The sequence below is a fragment of the Paraburkholderia tropica genome, from assembly GCF_914484835.1.
Taxonomy (GTDB): Bacteria; Pseudomonadota; Gammaproteobacteria; order Burkholderiales; family Burkholderiaceae; genus Paraburkholderia; species Paraburkholderia tropica_A.
The window spans coordinates 263,928-279,547 of sequence record NZ_CAJZAR010000101.1; the positions used below are offsets into that span (position 1 = coordinate 263,928).

The following is a 15,620-nucleotide window of genomic DNA, read 5'->3' on the forward strand; positions in this document are numbered from 1 at the left end:
CATCGGCGTTCGCGCTGCGCATCGACTTCGAGCGTATCGCCAAGGTCGCCAAGGCCGTCGGCGCGTACTTCATGGTCGACATGGCGCACTACGCGGGCCTGATCGCCGCGGGCGTCTACCCGAACCCGGTGCCGTTCGCCGACTTCGTCACCACGACCACGCACAAGAGCCTGCGCGGCCCGCGCGGCGGCGTGATCCTGATGAAGGCCGAGCACGAGAAGGCCATCAACTCGGCAATCTTCCCGGGCATCCAGGGCGGTCCGCTGATGCACGTGATCGCCGGCAAGGCCGTCGCGTTCAAGGAAGCCGCGTCGCCGGAATTCAAGACCTATCAGCAGCAAGTGGTCGAGAACGCACGCGTGCTGGCTGAAACGCTGGTCAAGCGCGGTCTGCGTATCGTCTCGGGCCGCACGGAAAGCCACGTGATGCTGGTCGATCTGCGCGCGAAGAAGATCACCGGCAAGGCGGCGGAAGCGGCGCTCGGCGCGGCGCATATCACCGTCAACAAGAACGCGATTCCGAACGACCCGGAAAAGCCGTTCGTGACGAGCGGCGTTCGTCTCGGCTCGCCCGCGATGACCACGCGCGGGTTCGGCGTGAAGGAAGTCGAACGGGTCGGCAACCTGATCGCCGACGTGCTCGAAGCCCCGGAAGATGCCGCCACGATCGAGCGCGTGAAGGCTCAGGTCGCCGAGCTGACGACGCGCTTCCCGGTATATAGCTGAGGCGCGCACGCGCCGCCGCCCCGCCCGACAGGACAGCCTCGTGCAAACCTACCTCGGTCCGCGCCTCGCCGCGAACGGCCAGATACTCGCCCTGTTCAAGGTGCCCACGCGCCAGGGCGAGGTCTACATGAGCGTCGGCCGCACGGAATTCGGCAACGACGAACGTGCGGTCGTGGAGGTGCGGCGCGATGCGCTGTTCGGCCTGTGGCGCAACGACATGCCCGGCGCGATCCGCGCGCTTCCGGCCCGCGGCCTCGACGCTGCGGTATTGAGCGAAAAGATCGAACTCGCCGACGAAGGCTTCCGGCTCGGCATAAGCGATCCCGTTCCGCTGATGGAAGTGCGCTGCGGTGTAAGACCCAGAATCGGCGCGCCGTCGATCAACGAGACTGTCGCCTTGAACGCAACGGCGCAGCCTTATCTTTCGGTGATCGACGGCGTGGCGCGCGCGCTGTGGCTCGCATCGCAGGGCTCGCCCTGTTTTCCGGTCGAATGCGACGTTTCCGAAGCGCCGTTGCTCGCGCGGCTCGCGGGCACGCGCCGCAGCCGCTGGATGCGCGTGTCGGAAATGCTGCCGCTTTCGTCGTTTCCGCACGGCGTTCATGCGCCGCGTGCAGATAGTACGGACTCCCATTCAATGAAAGGAGCATTTCACTAACGCGGACGCGTTTCCCGAGCGGGGGACTGCGTGGGCGCGTCCGGGTTCATTTCGATGTCGATTCAACCGTGGCCGAATATAATTCCCTCATACAAAATGATTCGTCACACAGGGGAACCCCGGTATGAACCGCATCTTCATGACCCGCGAAGAAGTCATTCACCTGCTGCTCGAAGCCCACGCAACGGCCCGAGGCGGCGTGCCGACCTTGATCAAGCCGGTCGGCCGGGATCCGGCCAAGATCGAAGCCCTCGACCGGCTGCTGCTCGACGTGCGCGCCGGACGCGTCAACGAGATCCGGCTCGACGCCGAGGACAGCACGCATATCGCCATTACGGACTGATCCGCCAGCAGAAACTCGCCCGCAGCGCGCTAGCCGCGCGCTTGCGCGCCGGCGCCCGACGCCGTCAAACCGCGCGTCAGGCTGACGACCGCGCCAATGCCCGCGAAGATCGCCGCCACGGCGAGACATTTCGTCGTCCGCTCCGTGACGTTCAGCTGAAACAGCATCGTCACGAGCGACGATCCCAGGCACCATCCCACCGTCCGCGCGACCGCCACCAGGCCGCCAGCCGCGCCGCTGCGCGCGACCGGCCCGGACGTCATCATCGTCGTGTTGTTCGGCGTCTGGAAGAAGCCGAAGCCCGCGCCGCACACGGCCATGCGGATGGCGATTTCGAGGTCGGTCGGCGTGCCCGGCAACAGCACCAGCGACACCAGCCCGCCCGCCAGCACCGCGAGCCCGACGCTGCCGAGCACCGCAGCCGGGTAACGGGCGGAAAGACGACCGGCGATGGGCGCGGCGGCGGCGACGAGCAAGGGCCAGGGCGTCACCAGCAAGCCGGTCTCGACCGCCGAGCGATGCAGCAAGGTTTGCAGCAGAAACGGCACGGAGATATACGCGATGATCTGCGCCGCGTACGAGCACACCGACGTGACCGCCGAGAGCGCGATCACGGGAATGCGCAGCAAATCCAGCGGCAGCAGCGGCGTCGCACGATGGCTTTGATGCCAGACCAGGGCCATCAGGAACAACGCGCCCACGACGAGCATGATCACCGCCCGGCCCGTATCGTGGCCGAGAATATCGACGCCCATCACGAGCAAGCCCAATGCGATTGCGTTGAGCGCGGCGCCTGCCAGATCGAACGGACGCGGCGCGCCCTGACTGCGCGGCGCAACGGCGAGAAACAGCGGAATCGCCACGAGGCACGCGGGCACGTTGACGAGAAAGAGCCAAGGCCATGCGGCGATCGAGAGGATCAGCGCCGCCACCGTCGGCCCTAATGCACCGGACATCGCGACCACCAGCGCAATCGAAGCAAAGCCGCGCGCAATGAGGCTGCGCGGATAAATGGAACGCACCAGTGCCGGACCCAGCGCCGCGAGACACGCGCCGCCGACACCCTGAAGCACGCGCGCGGCCACCAGAACGGGCAGCGACGGCGCGCTCGCGCAGCACACCGAGCCGATCAGGAACAGCACCAGCCCGATGGCGTAAATGCGCTTGTGCCCGATGATTTCGCCGAGCGCGGCGGCCGGCAGCAGGCATACGGCCACGGCAAGCTGATAACCGTTGACGACCCAGACGACCGCCGCGTCGCTGGTACCCAGTTCGCGAACGAGCGTCGGCAGCGCGATATTGGCGATGGCGCTGTCGAGATTGCTCAGCAGGATGCCGAGCAGGATGCAGCTCATGACGAGCCAGCGCTGGCGCTCCGGCAAGCCTTGCCCTTCTGCCGGGCGCTGCGGTTGTTCAATGTGTGATTGCAAAGTCAGACTCCATCGGCGCTCAATTAATCGGGATGACGAACGAATTTCGCCGGATCGACGCACCTAAGCTCGTCCATCGACCGGAATCGATAGCGCGCGAATTGAAACAAGCGGGAAAGACAGCGAGAAAGTCGATCAGCGTATTCATGGCGTCGATCAAGCGTAGAAAGTCATCGACCCGCATTGACGGGCTGACGACCAGGTACGCGTTGGTTGACGTAAACGCTTACGGCCGCCATTGCGGCGACCGGGTGATCTTAATGCAGCCGCTATTTTTTCGCAATGGAATCTCTTCCATTGAAATAGCGGCTTGCATAAAGATTACATGCGACATTACATGCGCGCGCAATGACACGCGCAGCGGCTCAACGCGCGCTCAACGCACGTTCCTTCCGTCGATCGACATGATGGGCTTGTGCTCATGCGTGTGCGAATCGTCGCGCGATATCGGTGCGCGTGCATTCAGCCAGCCCTCGGCGGCCTGCGCATCGAACGTGCCCGACCACTTCGCAACCACCACGGTCGCCAGCGCGTTGCCGATCGTGTTGCAGGTGGCAATCGCCATCGACATAAAACGATACACGCCGAAGATGATCGCCACGCCTTCGACCGGCAGCACGCCCGTCGACGCAACCGTGGCCGCGAACACCACGAACGAGCCGCCCGACACCGTCGCCGCGCCCTTCGAAGTCAGCAGCATCAGCAGCAGAATGCCGAGCTGATGTTCGAACGTCAGCGGCACGTTGTACGCATGCGCGATAAAGAGCACGCCCATCGACATGAAAATCGAAGTGCCGTCGAGGTTGAACGCATAACCGGTCGGCAGCACGAGGCCGACGGTCTGCTTCGCGCAACCGAGTCGTTCGAGTTTGACGAGCAGGCGTGGCAACGCGCTTTCCGACGAAGCCGTACCCAGCACGATCAGGATTTCGTCCTTGATATAGCGGAGAAAACGCCACATGCTGAAGCCCGCGAGCCGCGCGATCGCGCCCATCACAACGAACACGAACAGTGCGATCACCGCATAGAAACTCAGCACCAGTTGAGCGAGCGCGATGAGCACCGCCGTGCCGTTGCTGCCCACCGCGAACGCGACCGCGCCGAAGGTGCCAAGCGGCGCGAGCTTCATCACCACGTTGATGAACGCGAACAGCACCTGCGAAACGAGATCGAGTCCTTCGCTGATGCGCACGCGCCGCGCTTCGGGAATCGCCAGAATGCCGATGCCGACCATCACCGCGAGCACGACCACCTGCAACAACTCGCCCTTCGCGAACGCGCCGATAAAGTTGTCGGGCACGAGGTGCATCACGAACGCGCTGAAGGTTTGCGGCGGCGGCGCCTTCGCGGCAGCCACGGCATTCGCCGCCGCGTGCGGCGCGATCGCGGTCATGCCCTTGCCGGTCTGGAACAGATTGCCGGCGAGCAGACCCACGGCGAGCGCGATCGTCGAGACGCCCTCGAAGTAGACGAGCGAGCGCCAGCCCACGCGGCCCGCGCTGCGCGCATCGCCCGCCGACGCAATGCCGTGCACGATCGTGAGAAACACGAGCGGCGCGACGCCCGCCTTGATGAGCGCGAGGAAAATGTCGCCGAGCACCTTGAGCTGCGCCGCGAAGGCCGGAAACGCAAGACCCACGCCGATGCCCAGCACGAGCGCGATCATCACCTGCATGCCCAGCCGCTTGTACCACGGTTGCCGCGCAAGCGGCGCCAACGATTCGTGTGCCTCGTTCGCGAGGATCTTGTCGTTCATGATGTGTGCTCCTCCAGCTCCGTCCGATCAGATCTCGCTCGACAAGGCGAGCGCGCGGTCCACCATCTGCGGCGCGAGGCCCAGATAGTTGGCCGGATCGGTCATGCGATCGATAGCGGCGCGATCGAAATGTTGCGTGACCTCGGGCAGCGCGGCGAGCGCCTCGGCCAGCGTGCCGCCGTGCTCGTTGACTGTGCGGCACGCGTCGTAGACCAGATCGTGCGCCTGCTGACGGCCCGTGTACGGCGCCATCTGCATCATCGCGGCCTCGGCCACGATCAGCCCCTTGCTGATGCCGAGGTTGTGCTTCATGCGCCCGGTGTCGACGATCAGGCCGCCCAGCGCGAATTTCGCCTGATGCAGCGCGCCCGACGCGAGAATGAAGCTCTCGGGAATCGCGATCCATTCGGCGTGCCACGGGCCGGTCGCGCGCTCGAAGTCCTGGATCATCGCGTCGACCATCAGGCCCGCGTGCTGACGCACGGCCTTGGCCGCCGCGAGCATCAGCTCGCTCGAAATCGGATTGCGCTTTTGCGGCATCGTGCTGCTCGCGCCGCGGCCCTTCACGAAGGGCTCGTAGACTTCGGCGAATTCGTTGGACGCCATGATCATGATGTCGGTCGCGATCTTTCCGAGCGAGCCGGTCACGAGCGCGAGCAGGTTCACGGCTTCGGCGAAACCGTCGCGCGCGACGTGCCAGGTCGTGGCCGGCACGCCCAGACCGAGTTCCTGCGCGAGCGCCTTTTGCACCGCGAAACCCTTCTCGCCGATCGACGCGAGCGTGCCCGCCGCGCCCGCGAATTCCACCACGGCCACGCGCGGGCGCAGTTGCGCGATGCGCTGCTGATGGCGGTCGAACATCGCGAGCCAGATCGCCGCCTTATAGCCGAAGGTCACGGGCAGCGCCTGCTGCAGATGCGTGCGGCCCGCCATCGGCGTGTCGCGATGCTTGTTCGCAAGGTCGCCGAGAATGCCGCGCAGTTCGCGGATATCGGCGTCGATCGAATCGAGCGCGTCGCGCACCTGCAGCGCCACGGCCGTATCCATGATGTCCTGCGTGGTGGCGCCCCAGTGCACATAGCGCCCCGCTTCGCCGCACATGCCGACGAGCTGGTGCACGAGCGGCAGGATCGGATAGCCGACGATGTCGGTTTCCTCGCGCATATGGTCGAAGTCGATGCGCTCGATGCGCGACTCGCGCGCGATGGCGTCGGCGGCTTCGGCCGGAATCACGCCGCAGCGCGCCTCGGCTTTCGCGAGCGCGACTTCGACGTCGATGTAGCGCTGGATCAGTGCGGTATCGGAGAAAACGGCGCGCATTTTGGCGGTGCCGAAGGCGTCGCGAAACAGGATGGAATCGACGACGGTGCTGGAAGCGGGCATCTGGCTGGGGATCATGTTCGGTATCAGGCTTGGACTCGACATTCAGGGACGAACCGGCGAAGGAATCGCCGAATATGTTCGGACATATTTAGAGTAATATGTTCGAACATATAGAGCAAGTCGTGATTTACCCCTACGCCGGACGTGCGCGCCTTAAACTTCCGTCATGAACAGACCCCGCTTTGCCGAAATCGCCCGCGATCTGACCGAGGGCATCGCCTCCGGCCGCTTTCCGGTCGGCAGCTACTTGCCGACCGAGCTGGAATTGCGCGACCAGTACCAGACGAGCCGCCACACGATTCGCGCGGCGCTGCACGAACTTCAGCAACTCGGTTTCGTTTCGCGCCGCAAGAACGCGGGCACGCGCGTGGAGTCGGCGCAGCCGCGCAACGGCTTTCGGCCGACGCTGGCGTCGGTGGACGATCTGGTGCAGTTCGGCAGCGAGCATCTGCGCGAAGTGCAGTCGGTGGAGGACGTGGTGGCGGACGCCGGGCTCGCGGACGTCCTGCAATGCGACGAGGGCGAGCGCTGGCTGCGGATTTCGAGTCTGCGCGTGCAGCGCGACGCGCCGCGCGCGCGCGCGGCGGAACGGGCCGTGGCGGTGGGCTGGACCGATGTCTATATCGATCCGGCGTATCAGGAAGTGGCCGATCAGGCGCGCGCCGAGCCGGACACGCTCATCAGTTCGCTGATCGAAACGCGCTACGGACGACGCGTGGCTGAGATTCGCCAGGACGTGAGCGCGCTGCTGCTCGCGCCGGACATGGCCGCGCGCCTGGCCATCGAGGCCGGAACGGCGGCGTTGCGCGTGGTGCGCCGATATCTGGATGCAGCGGGGAAAACGTTCGAGGTGTCGGTGACCGTGCATCCCGCCGAGCGCTTTTCGATTTCGATGCGCCTGACACGATCGGACGAAGACAATCCGTAATGGCCGCGCGAATGTGCTTACCGCCCAGGCGGCAAACACATTCGTCGGTCATCAACAGTCTCTCAGATTCCAGCGAATCGCCGTTCATGAATGACGGCGTGCCGAGAAGGTAATCGACGGTAAGTTTTCGATCAACTTCGCTAAATCGCTACAGCCAACACTTCATTCACAAATACCGTGAATGGCGCGTTCATGTGACGATTCACTGGACACTCCGCGCGCAATCCGCTACGTAAGCCGACGTAATTTAGGCAAATAGACGCGCGTGCATTGCCCTGATACCGTTTTCCTGTCCGTGGCGTGATTGCCGCGGATACCTCCAGATCGATTCCGCTCCGGGAAAGATCTTTCCGTCGCGTCCCCCCGGTCGCGACGGCTTTTCTAATCGCGGATGTGTTTAGCCGCCAGCGTGTTTTGTCGTGAATTGAACCGGCTTTGGTCTGAGGATTTTTTCGACGAGCCGAGCGGCGCCCTGACGATTCAACAGCCGCGGCAATTGGGCGAGCAACCAGTTCTTCGCGCCCACGACCCGATGGCAATCGTTGCGATCCACGGCCCGAAACGCTTCCTGAATGACGCTTTCCACCGGCATCGGCGCGCCAACAGCGGCCTCCTGCGCGCCGACGACATCGAAGAATCCCGTTTGCGTCGCGCCCGGACACAAAGCGAGTACGCGAATCCCCTTCTGCCGGTTCTCGGCCCAGATCGCCTCGGAAAATGACAGCACGAATGCTTTGGTCGCGCCGTAAACAGCCATATACGGATCGGGCTGAAATGCGGCGGTGGACGCCACATTAATGACGACGCCATTCGATTTCGCCAGCATGCCCGGCAGCGCGAGATGCGTCAGCTCGACTACGGCCATGCAATTCACGAGCATTTCCTCGCGCTGACGCGACATTGCAATCGTTTCGAATCGCCCGTATGTCGCAAAGCCTGCGTTGTTGATCAGCACGTCAATATGACTTCCGGTGGCTTTCAGATGCGCGGCAATGGCATCCACAGCGTCCGGCGCGCTCAGATCGATACTCAGGAAATCGGCCGCGCAGCCATACTCGCGTCGCAAGGTTTCCGCGAGATTGCGCAAGGTGTCGCCCGAGCGCGCCACCAGCAGCAGTTTGGCCCCGCGCCTCGCGAGCGCAATCGCGAATTCGCGGCCAATACCCGACGATGCGCCGGTGACGAGTGCGGTCTTTCCGCGAAAATCGAAAGGAATGGTCATAGCCAGTTGAGCGTGTGAAACACAGAGTGAAAGACGACTCCGACTCTAAACCGTTGACTAAAGACCACGGTCAAGTCCTAATGTCGGCTCACGACTTCGAATGGAAGCAGCATGCTCATTGGCGAACTCTGTAAACAGGCTGGCGTGTCTCGCGATACGGTTCGCTATTACGAACGATTTGGTTTGCTCGACAAGGCGACGCAACCGCACGTCACGAATACCTATAAGCAGTATTCGGCGCTTTCGCTTCAGCGGATACGCCTGATCGTCCACGCCAAAGCGCTCGGTTTCACTTTGGCGGAAATCCGCGATGTGATCGACGTATGGGATAGCCCGGGTTTCGGCACGGCGGACAAGGTCGCCTGTCTTCAGGCCAAGCTAAAAGAACTCGACGAAAAAAGTCACGCGCTGAGCGAGTTGCGCGCGGGACTGCTCAATGCGCTCGATAAAGTGGGCGGCGAATGCGTGGATGCGGAGATTGCCGGTTAAAGGTAGTCGTGACGATGCGCACGCTCTACATTCAACCGGACGCTGCGCAAGGTTTGCCCAGTCAGTGCCACACCGTGGCGATCTCCGATCTGCTTCGGCAATTGATTGTCAGCGCGATGGCGATAACGGGCGATTACACCGCGGATTCACGCGACGGACGCCTGATGGGTTTGCTGCTCGATGAACTCAATTTCCTGCCCGTGCTGCCGCTTCATTTGCCGTTGCCCACGCACCCGTATCTGGCCGATATTTGCCAACAGTTGCTCGATGCGCCCGACGACAAACGAACACTCGGTGAATGGGCGAAAGTCGCCGGCGTCGATGCAAAAACGCTGCAACGCGCGTTCGCCCGGCAAGTGAGCATGACCTTCGGGCAATGGCGGCAGCAGGCGCGTCTGCTCATGGCGCTCGAACGGCTGGCGACGGGTCAGAGCATTCTCGATGTGGCGCTCGGCATGGGATACGACAGTCCGAGCGCATTTACCGCGATGTTCAAAAAGCAGCTCGGCGTGGTGCCGAGCGAGTATTTCCGTATCAGCGAGTAAGCGGATCCAGGCGGATCGGCGACGGTTTTCAATGCCTGTTCAACGTCTCGCCGGGGCGCAGCGTCAGCACGCGCACGCCGTTGCGCGTCACGGCCACCGTGTGCTCGAATTGCGCGGACAGCTTTCCGTCGCGCGTCACGACCGTCCAGCCATCGTCCTCGGTCGCCACAGCGGCGCGGCCCTGATTGAGCATTGGCTCGATCGTGAACACCATGCCCTCGCGCAGCGTCAAGCCCGTGCGCGGTTTGCCCCAATGCAGCACCTGCGGATCCTCGTGCATTTCGCGGCCAATGCCGTGCCCGCAATATTCGCGCACGACCGAATAGCCATTGCGCCGCGCATGCCGCTCGATCGCGTGCCCGACATCGCCGAGCGTCGCGCCCGGACGCACGGCGCGAATGCCCTTCCACATCGCCTCGTAAGTCACATCGACGAGACGTTGCGCGAGCGGCGACACCTCGCCGACCAGATAAGTCTTGCTGGAATCGGCGATATAGCCGTTCTTCTCCAGCGTGATGTCGAAATTGACGATGTCGCCGCTTTGCAGAATCTCCGCCGCCGACGGCACGCCGTGACAGACCACGTGGTTGCGCGAAGCGTTGAGCGCGTAGGCATAGCCGTACTGCCCCTTGCTGGCCGGGCGCGACTTGAGCTCGTTGACGATGAGGCCGTCGACGAGATCGTTCACCTGCATCGTCGACATGCCGATCAGGTTCAGCCGATCCAGATAGCCGAACACGTCCGCGAGCAACTTGCCCGACTCCGCCATCAAGGCGATTTCCTCAGGCCGCTTGGTCACGCCGACGCCACCTTGAGCGCTTCCGCCGCCACGCCCGCGGCCCGCAGTTCGCGGGCGACGATCTCGTTGAACGGCGTCGTCGGATTCATTTCGCACAGCATGCCGATCTTGATCCAGAACGCCGCCTGCGCGTTGATCGAGCGGCACGACACCGCGCTCGCCTTGCGGATTTGATCGTGCAATTCGTCGTCGATATTGACGATGCCCATTTGCGACTCCGTATATATGAAACGTATATGGATCGTATAGCGTAAACCGGACGCCGTGCAACCGATTTCTGATTTCCGGCTCAGCTGCACGACCGAGGGCGGAATTCCGGTCCGACGCGCGTCCTGGGCACGTAAACGCAAAAACGGCGCTCAACGAGCGCCGTTTTTACGCGATATCGGCATCGCGCGATGCCGAGAGAACCGCTTACTGGCCGGCCGTCACGGGCTGAGCCTCGACCGTGCGCACCCAGCCGCGCGAATCCGGCGCCTTGCCGCGCTGGATGTCGGTGAGCAGCGTGCGCAGCTGGCGCGTGACCTGGCCTTCGCCGCCGTCGCCAATCGTGAACTCGCCGCCGGCGTGACGCACCGCGCCAATCGCGGTCACGACCGCCGCCGTACCGCAGGCGAAGGTTTCCTTGACGCGGCCCGAAGCCGAATCGGCCTGCCATTCGTCGAAGGCATACGGCGCTTCATTGACCGTGAAGCCCTCGGCGCGCGCCAGTTCGATGATCGACGCGCGCGTGATGCCCGGCAGGATCGTGCCCGACAGCGGCGGCGTGCGCAGCGAGTTGTCGTCCATCAAGAAGAAGATGTTCATGCCGCCGAGTTCCTCGATCCAGCGATGCGAGGCGGCGTCCAGGAACACCACCTGGTCGCAGCCGTGCGACGAGGCTTCCGTCTGCGCGATCAGGCTGGCCGCGTAGTTGCCGCCGCACTTGGCCGCGCCGGTGCCGCCGGGCGCGGCACGCGTGTAGGTGTCCGACGCCCAGACCGTGACCGCCGACTTGCCCGACTTGAAATAGGGGCCGACCGGGCACGCGATCACGCAGAACACGTATTCCGAGGCCGCGCGCACGCCCAGATAGTTCTCGATCGCGAACATGAACGGGCGCAGATAGAGGCTGCTGCCGTTGCCGCCCGGGACCCAGGCGCGGTCGATGTCGACGAGCGCCTCGACGGCGCCGAGGAACAGTTCTTCCGGCAGTTCTGGCATCGACATTCGGCTGGCCGAGGCGCGGAAGCGCTTGGCGTTCTCGAGCGGACGGAACAGCGAAACCTCGCCGTTGTCGCGACGGTAGGCCTTCATGCCTTCGAAGATTTCCTGCGCGTAATGCAGGACGGCGCAGGCCGGATCGATTTCGAACGCGCGGCGCGGACCGACTTTGGCGTCGTGCCAGCCGAGCCCTTCCTTCCAGCGGATCGTGACCATGTGGTCCGTAAACACCTTGCCGAATACGGGTTCGGCGATCAATGCGGTGATCGCGTCGGCGGGCGTCGGCTGCGGGTGGCGTTCGAGGGCAAACTCGGGCTGAGGGGTGGCAGTCTTGTTCATGGCGTGTAAAAAATGCAGAAAAAAAGCGCCCGTAATGGTCGGCGGCCCTCCAGTATGGCAATTTCGCCGCTCACGCGCCAGCGAACACACCGTTTTGTGCACTGCAACGTATTCGCTGCCCCGAAACGTCCGAATGAAAATGTAAGGAAATGGGATGCCCAGTTGAACGATCAGGGCATCCAGCGGCCGGCAGGCGATAGTCGATTTGGCGGCTTCCGCGACTCCGAAGCGCAGGCATTCGTCGCGCAGAATCACGCGGGAACGTTTTGAAAAGCGGAGAGCGTTGCGCACGCCGATCGACTCGCATCGCTATGGGGAAAGTGGCGCGACACAGACTTATCGGGTGTCGGCGGACAACGAATGTCGACGCGCGAGCAAAGCGCCCGCGCATTCGATCCAGGGATATCCGCGAACGGCAATGGTCCGACGGATGAAATAAAAAGAGCCAGCGCTAGCTGGCACAAGCCGATCGTTGCCGGGGAAGCAAACGCGGCGGGGAAATCAGCTTACCGAATTAACCATTCGGTACAAATCTGCCCCGAGTGTAATCGCAGCGTCAGCAAAAATCCATGACACCCTAAATTTGTTTTGTAACGTCGATGGAATAAAAGCAGGCTTAATCAGGAAGCGGATCGAGCAAACGCACGAACGATTGTTTTATTCGTCGCCGCGCGAAGGAGTGTCGGTATCGGCGACCCCTTCGGGCGCAATGTCGTGTGAATCGGCCTGTGAATCGGCCTGTGAATCGGCCTGTGAATCGGCCTGTGAATCGGCCTGTGAATCTGCACGTAAATTAGCGCGTGAATTGGCGCGATCCCGATAACGCACATAGTCGGCGCCCACCGATGTCTTGGCGATATACATCGCGGCATCGGCTTTCGCGAGCAATTCCCTCGCATGGTCGCCATCGTCTGGAAACTCGCTGACGCCGATGCTCACGCCAACATCGACCCACTGCGCGCCGAGCGGCACCGCCACTTCCATCGCGGCCTGAATGCGCGCCGCCGTCGCCGCGATCGACTCCGGCGAGCGCACGTCGCTGGCGAGGATGACGAACTCGTCGCCGCCGAAGCGGGCCACGATGTCCGTATCGCGCAGCGCCGCGCGAAGACGCTGCGCCACCACCGCGAGCGCCGCGTCGCCGGCCGAGTGGCCGAATTGATCGTTGATCTGCTTGAAGCCGTTCAGATCGACGAACAGCACCGCCAGCCTTTCGCCGCACAGCGCCGCGCGCCGGATCGACATCTCGAGCTGATCCATGAAGCGCATGCGATTGGGCAGACCGGTCAGCGTGTCGTGCCCCGCGAGATGCGTCAACTCTTCCTGCCGCGCATGGAGCGCGTGGACCTGCGAGCGAATCTCGCTGCGCATGTGTTCGAAGCAACGCGCGAGCACGCCGATTTCATCGGAGCGCGACACGGGCAGACGCTGCATGGCGTCGTCGTCGAAAATGTGCGTCACCGCGTGCGCGAGCGTGCGCAGCGGACGCACCAGCGCACGCGCGAACAGAATCGCCAGCACGATCGCGACGACACTCGATATCAGCGCGAGACGCACGATCTGCGCGCCCAATGCGTTGGCGGGCGCGAGCACATCGCTGAGCGGCCGCGCGAGCCCGAGCGCGACGAAACGCTTGCCGTCGACGACGCCATACGGCAGGCGCACGAACGCGAACACTTCGGCGGGCGGCTGATGCGGATGCGCGTAACCGGTAAACGTCACGTTCGACTGGCTGCCGTCGAACAGCGAACCGGTGAGCGGGAAACTCTTCTGCATCAGCACGCGCCGGCCGCGCTCGAAACCGAAGGTCTGCGCCGGGTCGGGATGAACCAAAAAATCGCCCCACTCGTTCGCCATGTACACCGCGTAATCGGCGGGCAAATCGCGTTCGATCCGCTCGAACACGCGGCCCAGATCGACGTCGATCACCAGCACGCCGACGTTGCCGCCGCCCGCATCGGCGATGGGCGTGCCGATCCTCACCACAGGCTGGTCCGGGTCCGATCCGCCGCCCCCTTCGAGCCCGACCGGCGAGAGATAGACGCGCCCCGCGCTCGCGAGCAGCGTATCGAACACGTAGGGAAACTGGCCCTTCTCCTGCAAGTCGTCGTCGGGGACGATCGCGATGTCATGCTCGCCGCGATTGACGCGCACGCGTTCGAGCCCGAAGTGGGAGCGCGAAATCAGACGAATCTGCCGATACTCGGGATGCTGCCGCATGAAGCTGACGAACACCTGCTTGAGCCGCGCGCTGCCGGGATCGGGCGCATCGCCGCGCGCGAGCGGCGCGGACGAAGGCAGCGTCGCGAGCACGAGCGCGTCGGCGGCGACGTCGCCGAGCGCGGCGGTGAAGCGCTGGCCGAGCAGTTGCGTCGACGTCAGCAGGCTGTGCTGGGCTTCGCGCATCAGCATCTGGCGATTGGCCTGATAGGTCGAATAACCGGTGGCGCCCGACGCGAGCACGCCGATGCACACCAGCAGAATCGAGAGTCTGGCCGCCAACCCGAGCTTGATCATTCCGGGAAGGTCCTCAAACGGTCGCCCGATTCGATGCGCTGCCAGAGCGCTTCGCGTTGCCCGATGCTCTCGACGAGCTGAAGCCAGACGAGGTTCGGCCCCGCGCCGGACGCGCCGCCGGGCACGGGCGTCATCGTGTTCGCGAGCCCTTCTCGCTGCGTCAGCTGCTCGCCGATCGACGGCTCCTGCATATAGTTGATCCACGCGTGCGCCAGCGTCGCATTGCTCGCGTTGCGCGTGATCGCCCAGCAATCGAGCCACGCGAGCGCGCCTTCGTCGGGCACGACATAGCCGACATCGACGCCCGCCTTGCGCAACTGCTCGACCTGCTGCGTGCCGTAGTTGCCGAACATCAGCGCCGCGTGATGCTGCACGAACAGCGCGGTCGCCTCCTCGGGCAACGTGTAATACGTCAGCAGATTGCGGCGCAAATTGACGAGTTCGCGCGTGACGGTACGCATCTGTTCCGGCGTGAGATGAAACGGATCGGGATAGCCCAGCGAGAGTGCCGTGAACGAGAAGTTGTGCTGCGCACTATTGAAATCGAGCACCTTGCCGCGATAGCGCGGATCCCACATCGCGCGCATCGAGCGCGGCGCGACCGGAATCTGCTTGCGGTCGTAGATGAGGCCCATCGACGAATAGGTGAACGGAATCGCATAGGCCTGGCCGCCATGCACGAGTCCGCCGATGTCGGCGAGCCGCTGAAAATACGGCTGCTGCCAGTGGCGATTGGGAATCTGCTTGAGGTCGAGCGTGGCGAGCATGCCCGCCTGCGCGTAGCGCGCGATCTCGGCGGTATTGGCCGCGAGCACGTCGAAGGGCGGCGGCACGGCGCTATGCATGCGTGCCCATAGCGCTTCGTCGGAATCGACGAACGTGACTTCGACCTTGGCGTGAAAACGTTTTTCGAACGCCTGGACCCAGTCGTCGTCAGCGTAGCCGGGCCACGCGAGCACGCGCAGCACCGACTGGCGCGGGGTGTTCGAATCCGCGAGCGTGCCGGTCCAGAGAAAGCTCAACCCGAGGATGACAACGGAAATGGGCATAGCCCATCCGCGCTTGCGACAGGGGCTGCCCACACCCGGAATGACCTTGCCAACGACGGTAGTGAAGCGTCGCCACATGTCGCCAACTTATTCGATGCTGTTTCAGGGTTTCGCATCGCGCGTACCCCTTTTTGACGGAGCGAAGACCCGGCTTCGCTCGCCCCCGATTTACAGCGGTAATCCAATTATGGATTCCCGCTGCATATTCTAGCGAAGAAAGAAAAACAGAATATG

At 63.6% G+C, this 15,620-nt stretch carries 16 protein-coding genes; 7 read left to right on the plus strand and 9 right to left on the minus strand.

What is annotated here, in order from left to right:
- From LDO54_RS36715 to LDO54_RS36725, 3 genes are all read left to right on the plus strand, one after another.
- Nucleotides 1-725: serine hydroxymethyltransferase (locus LDO54_RS36715; RefSeq protein ID WP_224017845.1), on the plus strand; the 725-nt coding region annotated here is incomplete at its 5' end.
- Between the two features lie 40 nt (nt 726-765).
- A complete protein-coding gene (locus LDO54_RS36720; RefSeq protein WP_224017697.1) occupies nt 766-1,383 on the plus strand; it encodes a plasmid fertility inhibition factor family protein in 618 nt (205 codons plus the stop codon).
- A gap of 124 nt (nt 1,384-1,507) precedes the next feature.
- Nucleotides 1,508-1,726: a hypothetical protein gene (locus LDO54_RS36725; protein WP_224017699.1), complete on the plus strand. Its 219-nt coding sequence runs from the start codon at nt 1,508-1,510 to the stop codon at nt 1,724-1,726.
- A 29-nt stretch (nt 1,727-1,755) separates the two neighbouring features.
- Here LDO54_RS36725 and LDO54_RS36730 read toward each other — a convergent pair whose 3' ends face one another.
- The 3 genes from LDO54_RS36730 to LDO54_RS36740 all read right to left on the minus strand — a co-directional run bounded on the left by LDO54_RS36730 (nt 1,756) and on the right by LDO54_RS36740 (nt 6,310).
- Entirely contained in the window at nt 1,756-3,156 is a 1,401-nt protein-coding gene (locus LDO54_RS36730) for an MFS transporter (protein WP_224017701.1), read from the minus strand.
- A gap of 376 nt (nt 3,157-3,532) precedes the next feature.
- Complete coding sequence (locus LDO54_RS36735; protein ID WP_224017703.1) at nt 3,533-4,912, minus strand: cation:dicarboxylate symporter family transporter; 1,380 nt, start codon at nt 4,910-4,912, stop codon at nt 3,533-3,535.
- Between the two features lie 27 nt (nt 4,913-4,939).
- Complete coding sequence (locus tag LDO54_RS36740; protein WP_224017705.1) at nt 4,940-6,310, minus strand: class-II fumarase/aspartase family protein; 1,371 nt, start codon at nt 6,308-6,310, stop codon at nt 4,940-4,942.
- A 151-nt stretch (nt 6,311-6,461) separates the two neighbouring features.
- Between LDO54_RS36740 and LDO54_RS36745 the strand changes: the two genes are divergently transcribed.
- Complete coding sequence (locus tag LDO54_RS36745) at nt 6,462-7,223, plus strand: GntR family transcriptional regulator (RefSeq protein ID WP_224017707.1); 762 nt, start codon at nt 6,462-6,464, stop codon at nt 7,221-7,223.
- A 397-nt stretch (nt 7,224-7,620) separates the two neighbouring features.
- Here LDO54_RS36745 and LDO54_RS36750 read toward each other — a convergent pair whose 3' ends face one another.
- Nucleotides 7,621-8,445, minus strand: a complete 825-nt coding sequence (locus LDO54_RS36750) for an SDR family NAD(P)-dependent oxidoreductase (RefSeq protein WP_224017709.1) — start codon at nt 8,443-8,445, stop codon at nt 7,621-7,623.
- A 111-nt stretch (nt 8,446-8,556) separates the two neighbouring features.
- On the opposite strand from LDO54_RS36750, the gene LDO54_RS36755 reads away from it, so the two are divergent.
- Complete coding sequence (locus tag LDO54_RS36755) at nt 8,557-8,934, plus strand: MerR family transcriptional regulator (protein ID WP_224017711.1); 378 nt, start codon at nt 8,557-8,559, stop codon at nt 8,932-8,934.
- A gap of 14 nt (nt 8,935-8,948) precedes the next feature.
- A complete protein-coding gene (locus tag LDO54_RS36760; protein WP_224017713.1) occupies nt 8,949-9,479 on the plus strand; it encodes an AraC family transcriptional regulator in 531 nt (176 codons plus the stop codon).
- A 28-nt stretch (nt 9,480-9,507) separates the two neighbouring features.
- Here the strand turns inward: LDO54_RS36760 and map are convergent, their stop codons facing one another.
- From map to LDO54_RS36775, 3 genes are all read right to left on the minus strand, one after another.
- Nucleotides 9,508-10,278: a type I methionyl aminopeptidase gene (map, locus tag LDO54_RS36765; RefSeq protein ID WP_224017715.1), complete on the minus strand. Its 771-nt coding sequence runs from the start codon at nt 10,276-10,278 to the stop codon at nt 9,508-9,510.
- Nucleotides 10,275-10,487, minus strand: coding sequence for a ParD-like family protein (locus LDO54_RS36770; protein ID WP_224017716.1), 213 nt, complete (start codon nt 10,485-10,487; stop codon nt 10,275-10,277). The genes map and LDO54_RS36770 overlap by 4 nt, the downstream gene beginning before the upstream one ends.
- A 205-nt stretch (nt 10,488-10,692) precedes the next feature.
- A complete protein-coding gene (locus LDO54_RS36775; RefSeq protein WP_224017718.1) occupies nt 10,693-11,820 on the minus strand; it encodes a branched-chain amino acid aminotransferase in 1,128 nt (375 codons plus the stop codon).
- A gap of 12 nt (nt 11,821-11,832) precedes the next feature.
- Here LDO54_RS36775 and LDO54_RS36780 point away from each other — a divergent pair, with 12 nt between their 5' ends.
- Nucleotides 11,833-12,090, plus strand: a complete 258-nt coding sequence (locus tag LDO54_RS36780) for a hypothetical protein (RefSeq protein WP_224017720.1) — start codon at nt 11,833-11,835, stop codon at nt 12,088-12,090.
- A gap of 387 nt (nt 12,091-12,477) precedes the next feature.
- On the opposite strand, the gene LDO54_RS36785 is transcribed toward LDO54_RS36780, so the two are convergent.
- A complete protein-coding gene (locus tag LDO54_RS36785; protein WP_224017731.1) occupies nt 12,478-14,337 on the minus strand; it encodes a sensor domain-containing diguanylate cyclase in 1,860 nt (619 codons plus the stop codon).
- Nucleotides 14,334-15,464 carry an extracellular solute-binding protein gene (locus LDO54_RS36790; protein WP_436975768.1) on the minus strand — a complete coding sequence of 377 codons (1,131 nt, stop codon included), beginning with the start codon at nt 15,462-15,464 and terminating at the stop codon, nt 14,334-14,336. Before LDO54_RS36790 ends, LDO54_RS36785 begins: the two co-directional genes overlap by 4 nt.
- Nucleotides 15,465-15,620: the final 156 nt, after the last annotated feature.